Below are 21,060 nucleotides of genomic sequence, written 5' to 3'. Positions count from 1 at the left end.
CATAGGCCTGGCTTTACATAAGCGCTTAATTATCTCTTTTTTATCAGGGCACTCGCCCATATTTTCGATGTATTTAGCCAATAGTGAAATTTAGCTAGACTGAGCTTTAACTAGACGCTCTAAATAAGTTATTCGCGCAATGGCCACCAGCATCAAAGCTATCAGCACCATTGAACCTAGCACTACCCCATCCCATTTATTTTGTTGCCAAAAAACCATTAAATATGGACCGCCGAGCGCCGCACCTAAGTAATAGCTACATAAATATAATGATGTCGCTTTAGCTCGATGAGCCGTTGCCCTTACAGCAACAAAGCTATTGCAACAACTGTGAGCTAAAAAGAAACCACTGGCGGTCACTAAAAAGCCAACCACAATCCACAGCAAGGTGTCATGCAGCGTAATTAAACTACCGATGAGCATCAAGGCTAATGCAAGCTTAAACAGCTTGGTAGTACCGTACTTCATGATCAGTCGCGCCGACGAATAAGACGAAACTGAACCACTTAAATAGCACAGAAAAATCAAGGTTGCGGCGAAACGGCTAAGGGAATATGGCGACTCCATCAAATGCAGCTGAATAAAGCTAAATTGATTAACCATCATCATAAATGCGAGGCCACCAATCAGGTACACCAAGCGCATTTGTGAGTCAGACAAATGCAATACAAAGCCTTTTAAGTCGTAGCGCATTTTTTCAATAATGGGCAATTGCTGCTTTTCTGGTTTAACCTCACATCGCGGCAATAGATACGTCACGACAGCCACGCCAATCAAGGTAACAGTGAACATCAGTATCATTGACTGCTGCCAATCTAGGTGCTGCGCCATCAAGCCACCAAAAATCCGCCCAGAAATACCGCCAAAGCTATTAGCCATAATGTAAACTGCAGCGGCTTTTAGCATAAACTCAGCTGGCAATTGCTCTTTAAAATAAGCCATCGCGATCGCAGGCACGGCCGCTAAAAGCACACCTTGAACCAGTCGCACTAGCATCAAGGTTTCAAACTCATTGGCGCAGATCAATAACAAGTTTGACAGCACCAAAGCCCACAAGCTAACAACCATAGGTAATAGCCGCCCTACTCTGTCAGATAACACCGCATACATCAGCAGAGAAAATGCCAAACTAAAGCTGGTCACCGAAAGAATAAGTGTGGCATTGGCGCCTGTTACATCAAAATGCTCGGCGATCAAAGGCAACATGCCTTGCAAGGTATAAAGGTTGATATAAATAACGACAGAGGCTAAACAGAGTGCCCAAGTGAGACGTTTAGGATTAATTGATTGCGAAGGTGTGGTTGCGCCAGCCAAGGGGATGACCTAACAGATTAAAACAAGGGGCACACATTATCGTTCGCCAGCAAATATAATCAATGGCTAAACGATGAATGTGTGAACTAGCTCGAAGTGACTGTAAGGCGTTACTTTACAGGTTTCATCAATACTTCAGTGGTGAGCTTACCGTTGTTGATGACTTCAAATTTGTCGTAGGTTTGAAACAGTACGCGGCCGTTATAACTGATCATCGCCACCACGCCATAATTGACGCTTGAGTCAATCATCTCTTTCTTAAAGATAAACTTAAACGGCACTGGCGCCCGCACAATATCAAAATTCTTTTGCGCAATAATCGCGCCCGGAGTGTCGAAGTCGATTACCGCTATATTAATGGTGCTCCCCTGTGGCAAGGTGACATCTTCCAAATACCCAGCAAAACCATTCACCACCACAGGCTCTTCCGGCTTCACCGTGACGCAAGCAGTTAACCCTAATACTAACGCTAATAGTAAAATCGGCTTAAATAACTTCATTACAGTTCTCACGCTATTTTCCCCTGTTTGTCATTCGCATTAAACCTTCCTGGGTTGCCGAAGCTACCAGGTTACCTTGCTGGTCAAAGAACTGACCTTTTACAAAACCTCTACCGCCAGTCGCATTGGTACTCTCAATACTATAAAGCAACCAATCATCAAGATTAAATGGACGGTGGAACCACATAGCGTGATCGATTGTTGCCATCTTCATGCCTGGCGTTAAGAAGGATACACCATGAGGCTGAGCTGCAGTCACTAAGAAGTTAAAGTCAGACACATAGGACAATAATGACTCTTGAATTGAGTGATCACTAGGAATATTGCCATTGGCTCGCACCCACACATGACGCTCAGGTTTGGTTTGCTTTGGCATCACAATATCGGCAGGCTCAACTAAACGCATCTCAAACGGGCTATCTGCCACAAACTTTTCTAACACATGCGGCGGTATTTTATCTCGCAGCGTCATAGCAAGCTCTTGTTGATTTAACAAACCATCAGGCCCCGCCACTTGCGGCATCTCGCTTTGATGATCAAATCCTGCTTCTTCAGATTGAAACGAGCAAGACATAAAGAAAATCGGCACGCCTTTTTGAATAGCCTTTACTCGTCTTGCGCTAAAACTTCCACCATCACGCATGTTTTCAACTTCATAAACGATTGGTTGAGTCTCGTCACCTGCACGCAAAAAGTAAGAATGGAAAGAATGAATATTACGACTGGGATCGACAGTATTTTTAGCCGCGATCATCGCCTGCGCCATGATGTGCCCGCCAAACAAATGACCAAAACCTATATCCTCGGTTTGCCCGCGAAACAACCCAACTTCAATTTGCTCCAAATCAAGCATGGTTAATAAGTTATTGAGTACTTGGCTCATTTTTGATCCTATTAATATAGACTTATCCGCTAAGATTACCTTAATCATAGGGATATTCCCATTCTGATGCGGATATACCAATTAGGATAAATGTGTGAGCAGAGGTTACGCGGGAAAAATCGCTTAGAACAAGGCAGAAATTGCAGCTAGTTGCTCTACCTATAAAATTTTTAACGAAGTTATAAGCCTTCTTAATCAATAAGAAGTAACTAGTAAGAATGATCACATACTTGTACTGATTGGTATAGGATAAACCTCAATTAACAATTGGTGATAAAGCGCACTATTTCATCAAAGCAAACAAGACAATATTTTGTTATTATAACGACTAATATTCACTCATCTTTCTTATGCGTAAATGATTCAACCTTGGCTTCTTGCTATTCGCCCGCGCACTTTGCCTGCGGCGATTGGCCCTTTATTAATCGGTAACATGCTCGCAATTGAGCTTGAGCAATTTAGTTGGTTTATTGCCACCATATCTATGCTTTGTGGTGTGCTACTGCAAATATCAGTCAACCTCGCCAATGACTATTTTGACTTTAAAAACGGCATCGACACCGATGAGCGTCTTGGCCCAACCCGGGTAACTCAAAGCGGCATGTTGTCTCCAACAGCGGTGCGCAACGGTATGATTATTACCCTATTGCTCGCATTTGCTGTGGGTTTTTATCTTATTATTCATGGCGGCTGGCCGATTGCGATTTTGGCAGCAGCGTCCATGCTTGGTGCACTTTGCTACAGTGGCGGCCCTTACCCATTGGCATCACATGGCTTAGGCGAAGTCGCAGCATTTGTGTTTTTCGGTTTGGTTGCCGTGGTAGGCAGCTATTACTTGCAAGTAGGCACCACCAGCCTCAGCGCCTGGTTACTGGGTAGCGCTATTGGCTTTTTTAATGCCGCGATCATGCTGGTGAACAACACTCGCGACATTAATACTGATACTAAAGCAGGTAAAAACACGCTGGCCGTGAGAATTGGTGAAGCGCAAGCGAAAGTACTTTACCAAAGCCTAGTGTACCTGCCATTTGCCATTATCATTGGCGGCTTCTTTTTAGGTTATTTAAAAGGCTTACCCGTGCTGCTAGCCGGGGTTTCACTGATTATTGCCCGCAACCTAAGTCAGGCATTTCAAGATAATACTGGCGAAGCACTTAACCCAATACTTGGGCAAACAGCCAAACTCACTATGACGTTCAGCGCCTTATTTAGTGTAGGGTTAGCCTTCACTATTGGTCATTAACCGAAATTAGAATACCTATAAAAAACGCCTCGATTTTCGAGGCGTTTTTTATTTAAATATCATCTAATCGATTACAGCTTAGATAAGGTTCGTTGCGGCGCGCTCCAGTCTAGATGATACTTCTCACCCGCTGGCTTATCGGTACGCTCAAATGTATGAGCACCAAAGAAGTCACGTTGACCTTGAAGCAAGTTTGCAGGCAATGTTTCACAGCGGTAGCTGTCGTAATAAGCCAGCGCTGAACTAATACACGGCGCAGGAATACCTGCCATTACAGCTTGCGCAACGGTTTTACGCCAACCTAGGTGTTTTTCAGCAATGGTTTGATTGAACGAGTCAGCCATTAGCAAGTTAGCTAGTTGCGGGTCTTGTTGATAAGCCTTGGTAATAGACTGTAAGAAGGTTGCGCGGATAATACAGCCTGCACGCCAGATTTTTGCAATCTCAGCGAAGTTTAGCGTCCAGCCTTGCTCTTTGGCATTCATTGCCATTAGCTGGAACCCTTGTGCATAACAACTTACTTTGGCGCAATACAGTGCAGCTTCAAGGTTGTCGATAAACTCTGCTTTTTCACTATCTGTTAGCGATAGCTCTTGCGGGCCAGCAAGCTTATGTTGCAGTTGTACGCGTAAGTCTTTTTGAGTGCTCACAGCGCGCGCATATACAGCTTCAGCAATAGTTGGTGCAGGGCAGCCAATTTGTAAGCTGCTTACTGCAGTCCACAAGCCGGTGCCCTTTTGCCCTGCTTTATCAAGGATCATTTCCACCAGCGGCTTACCCGTTAGCGGGTCTTGCTGCTGCAATACTTCAGCACTAATTCCCATTAAGTAGCTATTTAAACTACCTTGGTTCCAACGCTTGAAGATATCACCTACCTGCTGGGCCGATAAGCCTATAGCTTCACTTAATAGCTGGTATGCTTCGCAGATAAGCTGCATGTCGGCGTACTCAATGCCATTGTGCACCATTTTCACATAATGGCCTGAACCTGCAGGTCCAATGTAGGCAGTACATGGCTCACCTTGAGTCACAGGGTTACCTGGCTCAAAACGCTCTATCGGTAAACCTGTTTCAGCATCGACCTTAGCTGCAATTGCACTCCAAACGGGTGCGACATATTTCCATGCTGATTCATCGCCACTTGGCATTAACGATGGACCAAAGCGTGCACCGACTTCCCCGCCCGATACCGCAGAGCTAAAGAACTTGAATTGGCTGCGATAGTTTTTCTCACGCTCAACCGTATCGGTCCATAAGCTGTTACCTGTATCAACCACAATATCTTGTGGCTCGATGCCTGCCTCAATTAAGCTTTGGCACACGCCATCAACCGGAGCACCAGCTGGTACAGACAGCACAATTACTCTCGGAGTAGCCAAATTATTGAGCATTTCTGAAATATTATTACAAGCTAACATGCGCGGCGCTTTGTCTGCCAAACGTTCGGCTTGTTCTTGCTCAACTGTGGCGATAACCTTTTGATGATCAAGGTCAAAAACTGCAACGTGGTAGCCGTTATCAGCGATATTAAGCGCGAGATTTTTTCCCATTACACCGAGGCCGATAACCCCGATATTTGACATTTGGGCGTGGGTATTCATTCGATTATTTTCCGCAGGTCAGAGGGTGATGCCTCTAGGGCACTCTATAATGGGGCGCAATTATAGCGATTTTGGTAACTAAATTACCAGCGATAATGCATCTCACTAACAATTGTAATCTGTAGCGATATATCTGTTTTACAAATGATGATAATAGCGTCAAATCGACTTGAGAAAGGTGTTTGAAATCGGTGTAAAAATCTCACACCAAATTAATACGATAGCGCATAGATAGAGCACCATCGCCTCTTGTACCCACTTAAAACTTTTTAAAAAGCCGTTGCAACAGTTAATGCAGCAACGGCTTTATATGCGCTACGCTTTGATTAACTTACCGCTTGAGTCAGCGCCTTGCTATACCCCATTCGCGTTAAGGTGTTTTGCACTATATCTAAGGTTTGCGGGTCTTCAATCGTCGCTGGCATTTTGTAGTCCTGATTGTCAGCTATCTTACGCATGGTGGCGCGTAAGATTTTGCCTGAGCGCGTTTTAGGCAGTTTAGGCACCGCGCTTACTAGTTTAAATGCAGCCACAGGGCCGATTTCAGAGCGAACCAAAGTTAATAGCTCTTTATATAAAACATCGTGATCGGCTCTTGCGCCTGCTTTTAACACCACTAAACCTAACGGCAGCTGCCCTTTCAATTTATCGCTTACGCCAATAACCGCAGCTTCAGCGACTGAATCATGCTGACACAAGACCTCTTCAAAGCGACCAGTAGACAGCCTATGCCCGGCGACATTAATGATGTCATCAATACGGCTCATAATATAAAGATAGCCATCTTCATCTATGTAGCCCGCATCACCAGTTAAGTAATAGCCGTCATACATGCTTAAATAGCTATCTTGATAACGTTGATCGTTTTGCCACAATGTTGGCAAAGTGCCCGGCGGCAATGGCAGTTTTATCACCACATTGCCAGTCTCATTTGCGCCAACTTGTTCACCCATAGCATCAAGTACCTCGACTTGATAACCCGGTACAGCTCGCGCCGGCGAGCCTGGCTTAACCGGCAAAGGCGCAACACCCATCAGATTTGCAGCAACAGGCCAACCGGTTTCGGTTTGCCACCAATGATCAATCACAGGTTTATCAAGCTTGCTTTGACACCACTCAAGCGTATCTGGATCGCAACGTTCTCCAGCTAAGAACACTTGCCCAAGGCAAGATAGGTCATACGGTTTAATCAACTCACCATCTGGATCTTCACGCTTAATTGCACGTATAGCCGTAGGCGCAGTAAAGAAGCTTTTGACCTTATACTTGGCAATGGTTTGCCAGAACGCACCTGCATCAGGCGTACCTACAGGTTTACCCTCATACAACAACGTGGTCGCCCCCACCAATAACGGCCCGTATACGATGTAAGAGTGACCCACAACCCAGCCAACATCAGACGCTGCCCAAAATACATCACCCGCTTCAATGTTATAGATATGGCTCATTGACCAGGCAAGCGCTACAGCGTGACCGCCATTATCGCGCACCACGCCTTTGGGTGTGCCAGTAGTACCTGAGGTATAAAGAATATATAACGGGTCTGTAGCGGCAATGACTTCACACTCTGCTTCGGGTGCGTCAGCAACAGCGCTATACCAATCAAGGTCACGCCCATCAGTTAACTCACACTGATATTGCGGCCGCGCCAAAATCACGCAGTTATCAACCTTGTGACTAGCTTGCGCTAGCGCATCATCCAATAATGGCTTGTAAGCCACTACGCCAGAAGGCTCAATGCCGCAAGAGGCACTTAACACAACTTTAGGTTTAGCATCATTTATCCGCGTAGCCAGCTCATTGGCAGCAAAACCGCCAAACACTACAGAGTGAATCGCACCGATACGAGCACAAGCCAACATAGCAAAGGCTGTTTCTGGCACCATAGGCATATAGATGACAACTCGGTCCCCCTTCTCCACACCCAATGATTTAAGCAATCCGGCCAGACGCGCCACTTGTTTTTGCAAGCTCAAGTAATTAATAGAGCGATTATGTCCAGTAACAGGACTCACATACTCAATTGCAATCTGTTCACCACGCCCTGCTTCTACGTGACGATCAACGGCGTTATAGCAAGTGTTTAAGGCTCCGCCGCTAAACCAGCGATATAACGGCGCAGCGGATGAATTCAGCACCTGCTCGGCATTGCGTTGCCAATCTATTAATTTGGCAGCTTCACCCCAAAACGCTTCTGGTTGCTCAATTGAGCGGGTATGTAACTCTAATCCTTGATCCATGCTCACCACCTAATCTACTGCAGAATTAATAAACTCATGACTTAACACTTTGAATTTTGACTTCGCTTAGTAACTGATTATGAGCAAATTTCAACCATTAACCCTATTAGACTTAGGGATAAGACAGTACACTATTGCCTGAATTCATACATCAGCAAGTACTAAATACCACTTAACTTCAATTTGAAATTAGCCGCAATATATTAATTAATAAGAGCTTTATCTTAGAGCACTGTTTAACTGGCAACTTGAATTAACACTTGCACAACACAAACTCCTGTGCAAACTTTACCTTTACGTAAACTTCATATATCTTGCATCAAAAGAAACATTTTTGGTGCCCTGATGAGTACAAGCATTTCCCAGCAATCGACCTATTCCATAAGTGACTTATCAAAAGAGTTTGATATCACCACTCGTAGTATTCGTTTCTACGAAGACCAAGGCTTGATCAAGCCAAAACGTCGCGGGCAAACGCGAATTTACAGTCTGAAAGATAGAGTACGTCTAAAACTCATTCTACGTGGTAAACGTCTTGGCTTCTCACTGGCTGAAACGCGCCGCTTGTTTGAACTTTACGATGCCGACAAGACCAGTACGACTCAGCTAAACACCATGCTCGAACTAGTACATGAAAAGAAAGCCGCGCTGCAGCAGCAAATGGACGACATTAAAGTGGTATTGATGGAGCTGAACTCAGCAGAGCAGCAATGTCGTGATGCCTTAGAGACTGCGAGTAAATAGACAGCAACAGCAAAAAGATAAAAACGGGTAGAAAAGTAACCAATAAAAGTGCTCATTAAAGACACCTTAGTAAGACCCTTAACACCAAATATTTAGACAACAAATAGCGTTAAAAGATAACAATAAAAAACAATGACAAAATAGGGCTAAACGCCACCAAAGAGCGAAGCCCTCAACTAAAACTACAAATAAATTAAGTACTAACAAAAGCAGTACACTTTCAACAGGACACAAGCAATGACATCACTATACTCAAGCCTAAACTTCGGTTTAGGTGAAGATATCGACATGCTGCGCGACGCCGTAGCCAGCTTTGCTAGCAACGAAATCGCGCCAATTGCAGAGCAAGTTGACCAGCAAAATGCCTTTCCGAATCACATGTGGCCAAAGCTAGGTGAAATGGGCTTGCTTGGTGTGACTGTCCCAGAAGAGTTTGGCGGAGCAGGCATGGGCTACTTAGCGCATGTTGTCGCTATGGAAGAAGTTTCACGGGCTTCTGCTTCTATCGGCCTAAGCTATGGCGCCCACTCAAATCTATGTGTAAACCAAATTAACCGCAACGGCAACGACGAGCAAAGAGCCAAGTACCTACCAAAACTTATTAGCGGTGAGCATATTGGCGCACTTGCGATGAGCGAGCCTAATGCGGGTTCTGATGTGGTATCAATGAAGTTATTTGCCCGCAAACAAGGCGACAAATACATTCTAAATGGCAACAAAATGTGGATCACTAACGGTCCTGATGCCGATACCCTGGTTGTTTACGCCAAAACCGACCTCGACAAAGGCCCACACGGCATAACCGCATTCATTATTGAGAAAACCTTTAAAGGCTTTAGCACAGCGCAAAAGCTAGACAAGCTCGGCATGCGCGGCTCAAACACCTGTGAGCTGGTATTTGAAGATTGTGAAGTACCAGAAGAGAACATTCTAGGCGGCCTAAACAATGGCGTTAAAGTGCTGATGAGCGGCTTAGATTATGAGCGCGTTGTGCTGTCTGGTGGTCCGCTAGGCATTATGAATGCTTGTATGGACATAGTCGTGCCATACATTCATGAGCGTGAGCAGTTCGGTAAATCTATTGGTCAATTCCAACTGGTACAAGGCAAACTCGCTGACATGTACACGGGTATGAATGCAGCTAAAGCCTATGTTTACAACGTAGCTCAAGCATGTGACCGCGGTGAAACCACCCGTAAAGACGCTGCTGGCGCCATTTTATACAGCGCAGAGCTAGCCACCAAAATGGCGCTCGATGCTATTCAGCTATTAGGCGGTAATGGCTACATCAATGAGTACGCTACAGGGCGCCTATTGCGTGATGCCAAGCTTTATGAAATTGGCGCAGGCACATCAGAAATTCGCCGTATGCTGATTGGCCGAGAGCTATTTAACGAATCTAAGTAAGCGCATAGAACCAGGCACTCGTTCACATGCACTTGTTAGGATGCACGTGAAATGAGTGCCCCAATTAGTACAAATAGAAGTACCAATACAAGTACTAATTCAAAACCAATAAATAGAAGCAGCGGTAACCGCTGCCACATACTGCATTAGCCACATATAAGTGCAATGCGGCGCGTGACTAGGACTTCCCCTTTCCACTTGGTCACGTGCTCGCAGCACTTGCTTCATAAAGGATATGAGTTGTGACGCAATTAACTAGCCGTATTAATGCCCGCAGTGATGAGTTTAAAGCCAAGTCTGATGGCATGGTTGCACTTGTCGATGACCTAAAACTAAAACTCAGCCAAATCGAACAAGGTGGTGGCCCCGTTGCCTGCGAGCGCCATTTGTCTCGTGGCAAGCTGCTACCACGCCAGCGCGTAGAAAAGCTGCTTGATGCTGGCTCGCCATTTTTAGAAATCTCACAATTCGCTGCATTTGAAGTGTACGACGAGGCAGTCCCAGCAGCAGGTGTAATTGCGGGTATCGGCCGTGTTAGCGGCGTTGAGTGCATGATTATCGCAAACGATGCGACCGTAAAAGGCGGCACCTACTATCCACTGACTGTGAAAAAACACCTGCGCGCGCAAGATATTGCGCATCGCTGTCATCTTCCTTGTATTTATCTGGTGGACTCAGGCGGCGCTAACTTGCCACGCCAAGATGAAGTATTCCCAGATAGAGATCATTTTGGTCGTATCTTCTTTAATCAGGCGCAAATGTCGGCTAAAGGTATTCCGCAGGTGGCTGTGGTTATGGGACTTTGCACCGCAGGTGGCGCATACGTACCAGCGATGGCAGACGAGTCAATTATTGTGAAAGAGCAAGGCACCATCTTCTTAGCTGGGCCGCCACTTGTTAAGGCTGCAACTGGTGAAGAAGTATCAGCAGAAGAGCTTGGCGGCGCAGAGGTACATACCAAGATTTCAGGTGTTGCCGATCACATGGCGCAAAATGACGAGCACGCACTTGAGCTTGCGCGTAAATCGATTGCCCGCCTAAATCATCAAAAACAAATTGCGGCGCAGCTTAGTGCAGTAAAACCACCAAAGTATGACATCAACGAGCTATACGGCATTGTTGGCACTGACTTAAAGAAACCGTTTGATGTTAAAGAAGTCATTGCCCGCCTAGTTGACGACTCAGACTTTGATGAGTTTAAAGCCAACTATGGCAACACTCTGGTTTGTGGGTTTGCACGTATTCATGGCTATCCAGTGGGTATTGTCGCTAACAATGGCATCTTGTTCTCAGAGTCGGCACAAAAAGGCGCTCACTTTATCGAGCTATGTTGTCAGCGCAAAGTGCCGCTATTGTTCTTGCAAAATATCACCGGTTTTATGGTGGGTAAAAAATACGAGCATGAAGGCATTGCCAAGCACGGCGCTAAGATGGTGACCGCAGTTTCTTGTGCCAGCGTGCCTAAATTTACCGTCATTATTGGTGGCAGTTATGGCGCAGGTAACTATGGTATGTGTGGCCGCGCATTCGACCCTACCATGATGTGGATGTGGCCAAATGCTCGAATCTCAGTCATGGGCGGCGAGCAAGCCGCTGGCGTACTTGCAACCGTACGCCGTGACGGTTTAGCACGCAAAGGTCAGGACTGGTCAAGCGAAGATGAAGCCAAATTCCGCGCGCCAATTGTTGAGCAATACGACAAAGAAGGCCACCCATATCATGCCAGCGCACGTTTGTGGGACGATGGCATCATCGACCCAGCACAAACCCGTGACGTTGTAGGTTTGGCTTTATCTGCCGCACTTAATGCCCCAATTGAAGACACCAAGTTTGGTGTGTTCCGCATGTAAGCTGAGGATGACAACTATGACAAAAATAAATCCAAGCTTTGAGCATATTGAGTGTCAGCTAAATCAAGGGGTTGGTGAGTTAATTCTCGACCGCGCTGAAAAGCACAACGCCTTTGATGAAGTCATGATCGCTGAGATGATTACAGCCATTGAAGCATTCGCCGCTGATGATGCCTGCCAAATGCTAATGCTAAAAGCTAATGGCAAAAACTTTAGCGCCGGGGCCGATCTCAACTGGATGCGCAAACAAGCGCAAATGGACTTTGAGCAAAATCTTAGCGATGCCAATCAGCTTGCTAAACTCATGCATGTACTAGATAAATTTCCCAAGCCAACAATTGCACTGGTTAACGGCGCCGCATTTGGCGGTGCACTAGGGCTTATTTGCTGCTGCGATATCGCTATTGCTAATAGCCGCGCCAGCTTTTGTTTAAGCGAAGTTAAACTCGGACTTATTCCCGCTGTGATCAGCCCTTACGTGGTGCGCGCCATGGGTAATCGTCAAGCTCGCCGCTATATGCTCACAGCTGAGCGCTTTGACGCACAAACCGCACTAAGCCATCAAGTTATCCATGAGATTAATGATGACCTAGAAGCGGCAGCTAAACCCTTTATCGACGCCTTTAAAGCAAATAGTCCACAAGGCATGGCGTGGGTGAAAACCCTGGTTGCCAAACTTGAAGATGGCGTTATCGACCAAAACACACTTAATTACACCAGTGAGCAAATCGCCAAAATCCGCGTCTCAGATGAAGGCCAGGAAGGTCTCAATGCATTCTTTGAAAAGCGTATGCCAAACTGGCAGCTATCAGGCAATAAGCCGCAAGGAGCCAAATAATGTTTACCAAAATCCTTATTGCTAACCGCGGTGAAATTGCCTGCCGTATTATTCAAACTGCCAACAAAATGGGCATTCGCACCGTTGCCCTATATTCAGATGCAGACCGAGATGCCCGCCATGTTGCCATGGCCGATGAATCATTTTATCTAGGTGGCAGTGCCCCAGCTGAGTCTTACCTCAAAGGCGACGTCATTATTGAAATCGCCAAACAGTCAGGCGCGCAAGCCATCCACCCGGGTTATGGTTTCTTGTCTGAAAATGCTGAGTTTGCCTCTCTGTGTGAGCAAAATGGCATCGAGTTTATTGGCCCAAGTAGCGATGCTATCGATGCAATGGGTAGCAAAAGTGCTGCTAAAGAAATCATGGGCAACGCCAATGTACCGCTAGTGCCTGGTTATCACGGTGATGACCAAAGCGATGCAGTATTACTCGCAGAGGCTGAAAAAGTTGGCTTCCCAATGCTGATTAAAGCGGCCTTTGGTGGCGGCGGTAAAGGCATGCGTATTGTCGAAAGCCAAGGTGAAGTGCTAGATGCAATTAACTCGGCTCGCCGTGAAGCTGCATCATCATTTGGTAACGATAAACTATTGATGGAGCGCTACCTGCGCCAGCCTCGCCATGTTGAAGTTCAAGTGTTTGCCGACAAAGCTGGCAATACCATTTATCTGTCTGATCGCGACTGCTCTATTCAGCGCCGTCACCAAAAGGTAGTTGAGGAAGCGCCTGCGCCAGGTTTAAGCGACGCACTGCGCAAGCAAATGGGTGAAGCTGCAGTCGCAGCTGCTAAAGCGATTAACTATGAAGGTGCAGGCACAGTCGAGTTCTTGTTAGATACTGACGATAGCTTCTACTTCATGGAAATGAACACCCGCCTGCAGGTAGAGCACCCGGTTACAGAGCTGGTCACAGGTCAAGATCTGGTTAAGTGGCAACTGGTTGTGGCTAGTGGCGGTGAGCTACCGCTAAAGCAAGATGAAGTCACCATTCATGGTCACTCATTTGAAGCTCGTATTTACGCTGAAGACCCTCATAACGAGTTCTTACCAGCTTCAGGTAAGCTCAACTATTTGCGCGAGCCTGATCAAAACCGCTATGTGCGCATCGACAGCGGCATTCGTGAAAACGATGTCATCAGTAACTTTTACGACCCGATGATCGCTAAATTGATCGTTTGGGATGAGTCGCGCCCGCGCGCATTACAGCGCCTAAGCCACTCACTAAGCGAATATCAAATCAGCGGCCTTAAACATAACATCGAGTTTCTGACTAACATCGCTGAGCATCAAGCATTTGTTGATGCAGACTTTAGCACCGACTTTATTGACCGTTACGGCGACACCTTGATTGGTCAAGTTCATAACGAAGCTGACAACGCGATTGCCCTAGCCGCCTTGTACCAGGTGTTAAAGCGCCAGCAAGTTGCCAAACTAAATGCGATAAATAGCCACGACCCATACTCACCTTGGAATCAAGTCAGTGGGTTTAGACTCAACAGCGCTGCAGTGCATTATGTGTCGTTACTTGATGCACAAGATAACCATAATCAGCACGATTTAGTGTTAACCGATCTCGGCCATGCCCTTCACCTTGGCTTAAATGGTCAAGCGTTGAAACTAAGCGGCGAGATTGTTGATGGCATGCTCCACGGCGAAATAAACGGTCACAAGATGAAAGTGGCAGTCTCTACTCAACAAAACGAGCAGATTGACGAGCTAACTCTGTTTTTAGCATCTGGCAGCTATCAGTTTAAATCTGTAGTAGCTGAGCTCACTCAAGATACCGTCGACAGCGCAGAAAAGCTCAAAGCGCCAATGAATGGCACTGTCGTCACCCATTTAGTTCAAGTGGGAGATAGCGTTACCGAAGGCCAAGGTCTGCTGGTAATGGAAGCCATGAAGATGGAATACACCATCGAAGCGCCCTACGACGGCACGGTAAGCGAGTTTTACTTTCAAAGTGGCGAGTTAGTCTCTGATGGTGCGCAGCTACTGGATGTGACACCAAACGCCGAGGAAAGCTAAATGTTGCCAAATAAAGTCAGTATCTTTGAAGTTGGCGCCCGTGACGGTCTGCAAAATGAAGTGCCCGTATCGAGTAACGCCAAAGTACAGCTGATTGAAAATCTAGCCGATGCTGGTATTAACCGCATCGAAGCCGGCAGCTTTGTGTCACCTAAATGGGTGCCACAAATGGCTGACTCTAGCGAGGTCATCAAGTCAATTACACGCAAACAAGGCGTGAAATACAGCGCCCTAACACCAAATTTAAAAGGTTTCGAGCTTGCCCTCGATGCAGGCGTTGATGAGGTGGCAATATTTGGTGCCGCTTCACAAAGCTTTAGCCAGAAGAATATTAACTGCTCGATTGAAGAATCAATCGAGCGCTTTATCCCTTTGATGGAAAAAGCAAAATCGCTAAATATTCCAGTGCGAGGTTATGTGTCTTGTGTGCTTGGCTGCCCGTACGAGGGCGACATAGATGTAGCTGAAGTGGCTCGCGTGTCTGCCATCCTTTACAACATGGGCTGTTACGAAATATCACTCGGCGACACCATAGGCGTTGGCACGCCAGTAAAGGCCCGTAGAATGGTGGAAACTGTGGCAAAACAGGTACCTGTAGATAAGCTTGCGCTGCACTTTCACGACACCTATGGTCAAGCGCTTGCCAATATTCTTGCTTGTTTAGAAACCGGTGTCAGCGTCATTGACGCATCGGTAGCAGGACTGGGTGGCTGCCCTTACGCTAAAGGGGCCTCAGGCAATCTTGCCACCGAAGATGTGGTTTATATGCTTAATGGCATGGGCATAGAAACAGGTATCGACCTGACAAAACTCGCTAAAGCAGGTCACGCTATTAGTCAGGTTCTTGGTAGAGCAAACGGCTCGAAAGTCGCTAACGCCCTACTCTAGATCTGAAAGCACAAACAATTTGCCGTTACTTGCCGTTTTTGCGAGTAATGAAAACAAAAGAAAAGGATAAACACATGGCTGGATTCAACAAGGTAGTCCACTCCTATGAGGAAGCCTTAGCAGGCTTAAGTAACGACATGACCATCATGGTAGGTGGATTTGGTTTATGCGGTATCCCAGAAGGCTTAATCAACCACATGGTGACCATGGGCGTAAGTGGACTAACCGCTATCTCAAACAATGCTGGTGTTGATGATTTTGGCTTAGGTTTGCTGCTACAACAGCGTCAGATCTCAACCATGATCGCCTCGTATGTAGGTGAGAACGCCACCTTTGAACAGCAAATGCTATCGGGTGAGCTCAACGTGATTTTAACGCCTCAAGGTACACTCGCTGAGAAAATCCGTGCTGGCGGCGCTGGTATTCCCGCCTTCTTCACCGCTACAGGCTACGGTACACCGGTCGCTGAAGGTAAAGAAACTCGCGAAATCAAAGGCCGTAACTATGTTCTTGAAGAGTCACTAACCGCTGATTTTGCGCTAGTCAGAGCCTGGAAAGCCGATACCATGGGTAATCTGGTATTTCGTAAAACCGCCGCCAACTTTAACCCTATGATGGCCACCGCCGGTAAAATCACAGTAGTTGAAGTGGAAGAAATTGTTCAGCCGGGTGAGTTAGACCCTAATCATATCCACACACCGGGCATTTACGTTGACCGTTTAATCAAAGCCAACTTTGAAAAACGCATCGAACAACGCACCGTAAAAGCAGCAGAATAAGGAGAGCAAGCACATGGCACTTACAAGAGAACAACTTGCTCAACGTGTAGCAAAAGAGCTGCAAGACGGTTACTACGTTAACCTAGGTATTGGTATTCCAACGCTTGTGGCTAACTATGTACCAGAGGGCATGAACGTTATGCTGCAATCAGAAAATGGTTTACTGGGTATGGGCGAATTCCCAACCGAAGACACCATTGATGCAGACCTCATTAATGCAGGTAAGCAAACCGTAACAGCGGTAGATGGCGCATCATTTTTCTCATCGGCAGAGAGCTTTGCCATGATCCGCGGCGGTCATGTTGATCTAACCGTGCTGGGCGCATTTGAAGTCGACGTAAATGGCTCAATCGCCTCATGGATGATCCCAGGCAAGCTAATTAAAGGCATGGGCGGTGCAATGGATTTGGTTGCGGGCGCAGACAACATCATTGTCACCATGATGCATGCCGACAAGAAAGGTAACTCTAAGCTACTGCCACAGTGTGAGTTACCACTCACAGGTTTCGGCTGTATCAAACGTGTGATGACAGACCTGGCGTTTTTAGAAATTAAAGACGGTGCATTCCATCTACTTGAGCGCGCACCAGGTGTGAGCGTTGAAGAAATCAAAGCCAAAACAGCAGGCAAGCTAGTAGTACCAGACAACGTACCTGAGATGGTGTTCTAGTCGAGTTTTGACAGCACGCCACTGTCAATTCAAACAAAAAATGCGAGCACTGCTCGCATTTTCTATATTCAGTCTCGTATATTTTTAGGTTATCTCACCTAACGCATCTTCACCAAATTACAGGCACAAATGTTAGTGCTCGGCAGAAAGTACAACAGTGCAAGATCTTGCTTATCCATGGTTTTTAATATTCTGATCGTTAGATTGTGCACGCCTTGTTTATCAATATTACGATTAGCAAAAGCCTGCAGATGATTAGCATGTTGCGGCAGCTCGATACTTGGATGATGACGCACTAGCTCACTATGAACCAGGTTAAGAACATACACATCTTTTGCCTTATGAGCGCTGAGTATGTCACCTTGTAAATGCAGGGTAGCAATCGGAAGTCCAGCATGAGTAAAGTAGCGATAGCTAATGCTTGCTGAGCGATTCTGCAGGGTAAAATCAGCGATTAAACCATGCTTTTGCAATAGCCCCGAATCTGGGTCACTTGCCACCAGCTCATTGCGACAAGACAGCACGATATAGACTTCGGTCGCTTTAAGGTGCTGGTATACTATCACGCCAATAACACACGCCAACGTAAGGACAATTGCTATCCACTGATTCTTACTAACCACAGAGCGATACCTCCTCTAGCCATAAGGATGATATGTAGGTCGGGGCAAGAGAGAAGTCGCTGGTTTTAATATTCCTTACGTGGGAATGTCCATCATCGTCGACACCTTCCATCGAAATATTGAGCACTTGCATATCATTAGAAATCGCTAGGTATACGTACCGCCATTGAACTTCAGCGCATTTATTCAATGCACTAAGAATACTGCGCTCCATATGGTCAATTTGATCGGAAGAAGCTTTTGGAGATGTTAACCAAACCAAATGTAGCAGCTCCTGACTCTCCAAGGTGACGTTACGACTTTGTTTTACCGGAGATTTTGCCTGCTCAAACCAGATGTACTTATGCATACCAGCAATACTCATCATCAGCACGATGAGTGATACGAGTATACCAACGCCGAGTACTAACAGGTGCTTCTTACGCTTTTGCAGCCACTCTGGAGACTGCTCACGCAGGTTTAAACGATACCCTTGCTTAGGTACGGTTTCGATGATGTTTTCATAATGCTCACCAAGGTGCTTTCGCAACGTAAAAACCGCCTTGGCCACGGCAGACTCACTCATTACAGGCTCGCCTGAGCCTGCACACGCTAACTGACCTTTAGTCATCACTTGATTGGCATGCAAAGCTAACTGCTCAAGCACTTGCAACTCGGTTCTTGTGAGGTGATATTGCTGCTGAGTTTGGCTATTGATCAGTAAGCTGTTACTCAGGTCTAATTCAAAATCATCTAACCTCATATTGCTCCAACCTACCTCAAGCTATTTACTACTTAGTCACTTCGCGGTTACAGATTAACACCTGCCAACTCAAGGGTTTGTGAGTTCAATCACACTAAAAATCATGTAAATTTTGCTGTAAAACCCAGTAATTGAGATTACATATCGCACAACAATAAATTATTGGAATTAAAAGCTAAAACCTAACAATTAAGTAGCACATTAATTCAACAGAAAAATCTAATAGAGCAGCTTTTTCAAGTGCAAAATTACTATGACCAAGATCCCATTTTGGTTTTCACAACCTGCCATCATCTAATTAACCCAGTAACAAAGCTGATTTATCAACCACTAGCCACACGCTGTAACGACAGCCAGTTAGTAGTGAAATCAGCTTAATAAAAATGATGACAAAAACAGTGGAGAGCGTACTTATGGACACCTTAAATAGAAGACAAGCACTTGGTCGTATTATTGGTATTTCGTCAGCGGCAGCAGGTGGCGCAATACTCGCCAATCCTGTTTTGGCCGCAGTAACTAACAACACAGGTGAGTGGAAACTCGAAGTAGGTACTCGCTTAGCCTACGCAAAACTTGATCCAATGGCAGTAGCAAAACGTGCTTACGAGACAGGTAATGGCTGTATGTTCCAGGTGTTCGACAGCATTATCGCAAGCCTTGCAGAGTCAAGCTCTGCTGATGCCGACAAATTTGCTCAAGTGCCTACCGCAATGGCGCACTATGGCTATGCAGGCATGCTAGGCGAAGGCACGGTTTGCGGTAATATTAACGCCACCGCTATGTTGATGAATTTGCTGTCAGTTAATGGCGAACCTGCTAATGTCTTGCTCGGACAAACCATGCGCTACTACGAAAATACAGCCTTGCCAATTCAAACTGATGAATTCCTAGCTGGTATTGGTGAAGATAAAGCAACAACGCTTGAACAAGTTGGTACGCCAACCAAAGCAAACAGTATTTTGTGTCACTCATCTATCAGCTTATGGGCGCGTGAGAATGGCAAATCATTCAGCGAGAAAGGCATGCGCTGTAAACAACTATCTGCTTCTGTAGTTTATGAAGTGGTTTCTATGCTCAACGATGCCTTTGACGGTCAAGCGGTTGATGCTCACCCAATCTCAAGCACTGTTGAAAGCTGTCAGAGCTGTCACACTTCAAGCTCGACCTTTGCACCTAGTGTGAAAACCAATATGGCATGTGACACCTGCCATGGCGGCCACTAACAAGGAGAAGACAAATGAAAAAGTTAATTTATTTGTTGCTGATCGGTGCATGCGTTAGCGGGATAACGGCCTGTAACAGTGATGATGATGTTATCGAAGAGCCAGAGGTGCCAACACCTGAGCCTGTCACCACAATTGCGATTGATGAAACCAACACTATCAAGGTTGGCCTGGTCACAAGCTTACCTAAACAAGGCGAAATTACGGTTAAGCTCACGGGCGATGACGACCTTGCGATAACCGGTGCAACTGAGTTCAACTTATTGTTAATGGGTTACCCAAATGACTCAGCGCATTCGGTTAAATATGAACTTGCCTGGCACCAAACCTATGAGGGTAAATGTATTGAGCAACAAGATTGCGAACTAAGCGTAAAAGAGCTGCAATCGGGGACTTACCTGCTAACACTGGATGATGTTGATTGGCAATCAGATGTAGAGAACTTTAAAGTCGCCATTGAGGTTCAAGGCGCTAAAGCTAACTTGGACTATGGATTTTTATAATAAGTACGTCCTGAAAAACCTGGTCTAGGGTCCATTCATCACCCATTGCCTCCAGGTATTAAAAAGCCGGTTTCACAGTTGAAACCGGCTTCTTTTTATTTGCTTAACGAATTCTCAATGAGAACCCAGCAGCGCAACCATTAACCCATAGCTTCAGTGCGAGCTAAACGGTTGATTTGATTCATTGACGTTAGGTGACCATAGATAGGTGCTAGTAGACCGCGCTTACGTAGCTCTAGGAAATCTTCGTCAGAAAGATCGTTTAGTTTAGCTTCATCAATGATGTATAAACCGTTGATATTGCGCTTTTCACCGTTTACTTCAACAGTGATAGCTTGGCTCTTCAGTAGCTCTTTTTCGCCTAGGAAACCAAGAATATTGCGAGTAGCTTGATCTTGCTCGAAGTGCTCAATTAGCGCTTTTTTACGTGCTTCTAAGAACGGCGTTTCTTTCTCGCCTTCAAATAGTGGCTGACCCTCGTCTTTGCTCACTTCTTTAGCTTCTTCACGAATACCAATCCAAACTTTGTCTTTCACTTCTGGGTTAAGTACTAGACCTAGTGGATAGTCACGAATAACAGCAGGTACGTAAAGGCCTTGCCACTTACCGTCTTTAACACTCAGGTTTTGACCTGGTTTTAGACCTAGCATAACCACAGACTGGAACTCACCAGACTCTGCATTTTTAACAAATACCACAGGATACTCAATGGCTGCACGAGAAATTTCATGTAGTGAAATAGGCACAATGTGTTGATCAGCTACGTGGGCGAAATCAGTGTTAGTAATTTTTAGTTCGCCATGTTTAGCATGGTCTAATAATGTAATTTGGTTAGCCATTTTTACTCCTGTAATAGCACTTAATCATCAAATGTAGGACATGTGCTTTTTGTAATGAATTTGAACATCCTTGAAACTACCAACTTACCTGCGAATTACAAGTGAATTTATCATTAACTGCTGACTAGAATGGGGTTCGGTCAAAAAAG

Annotated in this window: 19 protein-coding genes; 11 read left to right on the top strand and 8 right to left on the bottom strand. The window is 45.7% G+C overall.

The window, feature by feature from the left end:
- Positions 1-90: 90 nt before the first annotated feature.
- The 3 genes from EXU30_RS15815 to tesB all read right to left on the bottom strand — a co-directional run bounded on the left by EXU30_RS15815 (position 91) and on the right by tesB (position 2,697).
- Entirely contained in the window at positions 91-1,314 is a 1,224-nt protein-coding gene (locus EXU30_RS15815; RefSeq protein ID WP_130601645.1) for an MFS transporter, read from the bottom strand.
- A gap of 110 nt (positions 1,315-1,424) precedes the next feature.
- Complete coding sequence (locus EXU30_RS15810; protein ID WP_130601643.1) at positions 1,425-1,814, bottom strand: YbaY family lipoprotein; 390 nt, start codon at positions 1,812-1,814, stop codon at positions 1,425-1,427.
- Between the two features lie 13 nt (positions 1,815-1,827).
- Positions 1,828-2,697 carry an acyl-CoA thioesterase II gene (gene tesB / locus EXU30_RS15805; protein ID WP_130601641.1) on the bottom strand — a complete coding sequence of 290 codons (870 nt, stop codon included), beginning with the start codon at positions 2,695-2,697 and terminating at the stop codon, positions 1,828-1,830.
- Positions 2,698-3,058: 361 nt separating this feature from the next.
- Between tesB and EXU30_RS15800 the strand changes: the two genes are divergently transcribed.
- On the top strand, positions 3,059-3,940 hold the full coding sequence (locus EXU30_RS15800; RefSeq protein ID WP_130603548.1) for a 1,4-dihydroxy-2-naphthoate polyprenyltransferase: 882 nt from the start codon (positions 3,059-3,061) through the stop codon (positions 3,938-3,940).
- A gap of 71 nt (positions 3,941-4,011) precedes the next feature.
- On the opposite strand, the gene gndA is transcribed toward EXU30_RS15800, so the two are convergent.
- Positions 4,012-5,541, bottom strand: a complete 1,530-nt coding sequence (gndA, locus tag EXU30_RS15795) for an NADP-dependent phosphogluconate dehydrogenase (protein WP_130601639.1) — start codon at positions 5,539-5,541, stop codon at positions 4,012-4,014.
- 326 nt (positions 5,542-5,867) lie between these two features.
- Positions 5,868-7,781 (bottom strand): propionyl-CoA synthetase, encoded by a 1,914-nt coding sequence (locus EXU30_RS15790; RefSeq protein ID WP_130601637.1) that lies wholly within the window; start codon positions 7,779-7,781, stop codon positions 5,868-5,870.
- A 345-nt stretch (positions 7,782-8,126) separates the two neighbouring features.
- Between EXU30_RS15790 and EXU30_RS15785 the strand changes: the two genes are divergently transcribed.
- The 8 genes from EXU30_RS15785 to EXU30_RS15750 all read left to right on the top strand — a co-directional run bounded on the left by EXU30_RS15785 (position 8,127) and on the right by EXU30_RS15750 (position 16,981).
- Entirely contained in the window at positions 8,127-8,525 is a 399-nt protein-coding gene (locus EXU30_RS15785; protein WP_130601635.1) for a MerR family transcriptional regulator, read from the top strand.
- Positions 8,526-8,762: 237 nt separating this feature from the next.
- Positions 8,763-9,932 carry an isovaleryl-CoA dehydrogenase gene (locus EXU30_RS15780; RefSeq protein WP_130601633.1) on the top strand — a complete coding sequence of 390 codons (1,170 nt, stop codon included), beginning with the start codon at positions 8,763-8,765 and terminating at the stop codon, positions 9,930-9,932.
- 242 nt (positions 9,933-10,174) lie between these two features.
- On the top strand, positions 10,175-11,782 hold the full coding sequence (locus tag EXU30_RS15775; protein WP_130601631.1) for a carboxyl transferase domain-containing protein: 1,608 nt from the start codon (positions 10,175-10,177) through the stop codon (positions 11,780-11,782).
- Between the two features lie 7 nt (positions 11,783-11,789).
- The gene (locus tag EXU30_RS15770; protein ID WP_130601629.1) at positions 11,790-12,620 is read left to right on the top strand and encodes an enoyl-CoA hydratase-related protein; all 831 of its coding nucleotides are present in this window, start codon (positions 11,790-11,792) and stop codon (positions 12,618-12,620) included.
- Positions 12,620-14,644 (top strand): acetyl/propionyl/methylcrotonyl-CoA carboxylase subunit alpha, encoded by a 2,025-nt coding sequence (locus EXU30_RS15765; protein ID WP_130601627.1) that lies wholly within the window; start codon positions 12,620-12,622, stop codon positions 14,642-14,644. Before EXU30_RS15770 ends, EXU30_RS15765 begins: the two co-directional genes overlap by 1 nt.
- Positions 14,645-15,532 (top strand): hydroxymethylglutaryl-CoA lyase, encoded by an 888-nt coding sequence (locus EXU30_RS15760; protein WP_130601625.1) that lies wholly within the window; start codon positions 14,645-14,647, stop codon positions 15,530-15,532.
- A 74-nt stretch (positions 15,533-15,606) separates the two neighbouring features.
- Positions 15,607-16,311, top strand: a complete 705-nt coding sequence (locus tag EXU30_RS15755; RefSeq protein WP_130601623.1) for a CoA transferase subunit A — start codon at positions 15,607-15,609, stop codon at positions 16,309-16,311.
- A 13-nt stretch (positions 16,312-16,324) separates the two neighbouring features.
- Positions 16,325-16,981, top strand: coding sequence for a CoA transferase subunit B (locus EXU30_RS15750; RefSeq protein ID WP_130601621.1), 657 nt, complete (start codon positions 16,325-16,327; stop codon positions 16,979-16,981).
- A gap of 98 nt (positions 16,982-17,079) precedes the next feature.
- Here EXU30_RS15750 and EXU30_RS15745 read toward each other — a convergent pair whose 3' ends face one another.
- The gene (locus EXU30_RS15745; protein WP_130601619.1) at positions 17,080-17,604 is read right to left on the bottom strand and encodes a hypothetical protein; all 525 of its coding nucleotides are present in this window, start codon (positions 17,602-17,604) and stop codon (positions 17,080-17,082) included.
- Positions 17,597-18,346, bottom strand: coding sequence for a winged helix-turn-helix domain-containing protein (locus EXU30_RS15740; RefSeq protein ID WP_130601617.1), 750 nt, complete (start codon positions 18,344-18,346; stop codon positions 17,597-17,599). Before EXU30_RS15740 ends, EXU30_RS15745 begins: the two co-directional genes overlap by 8 nt.
- 413 nt (positions 18,347-18,759) lie before the next feature.
- On the opposite strand from EXU30_RS15740, the gene EXU30_RS15735 reads away from it, so the two are divergent.
- Together EXU30_RS15735 and EXU30_RS15730 are read left to right on the top strand one after the other, a co-directional pair.
- Complete coding sequence (locus EXU30_RS15735; protein WP_130601615.1) at positions 18,760-19,569, top strand: cytochrome c3 family protein; 810 nt, start codon at positions 18,760-18,762, stop codon at positions 19,567-19,569.
- Positions 19,570-19,583: 14 nt separating this feature from the next.
- Entirely contained in the window at positions 19,584-20,072 is a 489-nt protein-coding gene (locus EXU30_RS15730) for a hypothetical protein (protein ID WP_130601613.1), read from the top strand.
- A 140-nt stretch (positions 20,073-20,212) separates the two neighbouring features.
- Here the strand turns inward: EXU30_RS15730 and EXU30_RS15725 are convergent, their stop codons facing one another.
- Positions 20,213-20,911, bottom strand: a complete 699-nt coding sequence (locus EXU30_RS15725; protein WP_130601611.1) for a SapC family protein — start codon at positions 20,909-20,911, stop codon at positions 20,213-20,215.
- Positions 20,912-21,060 lie beyond the last annotated feature (149 nt).

Source organism: Shewanella maritima (assembly GCF_004295345.1).
Taxonomy (GTDB): domain Bacteria; phylum Pseudomonadota; class Gammaproteobacteria; order Enterobacterales; family Shewanellaceae; genus Shewanella; species Shewanella maritima.
This window is presented reverse-complemented; position numbering and strand designations above follow the sequence as displayed.

What these genes read in the sequence shown, in the direction of transcription:
- EXU30_RS15810 (WP_130601643.1), bottom strand. Translation starts at nt 1,814, where the DNA reads ATGAAGTTATTTAAGCCGATTTTACTATTAGCGTTAGTATTAGGGTTA.
- tesB (WP_130601641.1), bottom strand. Translation starts at nt 2,697, where the DNA reads ATGAGCCAAGTACTCAATAACTTATTAACCATGCTTGATTTGGAGCAA.
- gndA (WP_130601639.1), bottom strand. Translation starts at nt 5,541, where the DNA reads ATGAATACCCACGCCCAAATGTCAAATATCGGGGTTATCGGCCTCGGT.
- EXU30_RS15790 (WP_130601637.1), bottom strand. Translation starts at nt 7,781, where the DNA reads ATGGATCAAGGATTAGAGTTACATACCCGCTCAATTGAGCAACCAGAA.
- EXU30_RS15785 (WP_130601635.1), top strand. Translation starts at nt 8,127, where the DNA reads ATGAGTACAAGCATTTCCCAGCAATCGACCTATTCCATAAGTGACTTA.
- EXU30_RS15780 (WP_130601633.1), top strand. Translation starts at nt 8,763, where the DNA reads ATGACATCACTATACTCAAGCCTAAACTTCGGTTTAGGTGAAGATATC.
- EXU30_RS15770 (WP_130601629.1), top strand. Translation starts at nt 11,790, where the DNA reads ATGACAACTATGACAAAAATAAATCCAAGCTTTGAGCATATTGAGTGT.
- EXU30_RS15765 (WP_130601627.1), top strand. Translation starts at nt 12,620, where the DNA reads ATGTTTACCAAAATCCTTATTGCTAACCGCGGTGAAATTGCCTGCCGT.
- EXU30_RS15760 (WP_130601625.1), top strand. Translation starts at nt 14,645, where the DNA reads ATGTTGCCAAATAAAGTCAGTATCTTTGAAGTTGGCGCCCGTGACGGT.
- EXU30_RS15755 (WP_130601623.1), top strand. Translation starts at nt 15,607, where the DNA reads ATGGCTGGATTCAACAAGGTAGTCCACTCCTATGAGGAAGCCTTAGCA.
- EXU30_RS15750 (WP_130601621.1), top strand. Translation starts at nt 16,325, where the DNA reads ATGGCACTTACAAGAGAACAACTTGCTCAACGTGTAGCAAAAGAGCTG.
- EXU30_RS15740 (WP_130601617.1), bottom strand. Translation starts at nt 18,346, where the DNA reads ATGAGGTTAGATGATTTTGAATTAGACCTGAGTAACAGCTTACTGATC.
- EXU30_RS15735 (WP_130601615.1), top strand. Translation starts at nt 18,760, where the DNA reads ATGGACACCTTAAATAGAAGACAAGCACTTGGTCGTATTATTGGTATT.
- EXU30_RS15730 (WP_130601613.1), top strand. Translation starts at nt 19,584, where the DNA reads ATGAAAAAGTTAATTTATTTGTTGCTGATCGGTGCATGCGTTAGCGGG.
- EXU30_RS15725 (WP_130601611.1), bottom strand. Translation starts at nt 20,911, where the DNA reads ATGGCTAACCAAATTACATTATTAGACCATGCTAAACATGGCGAACTA.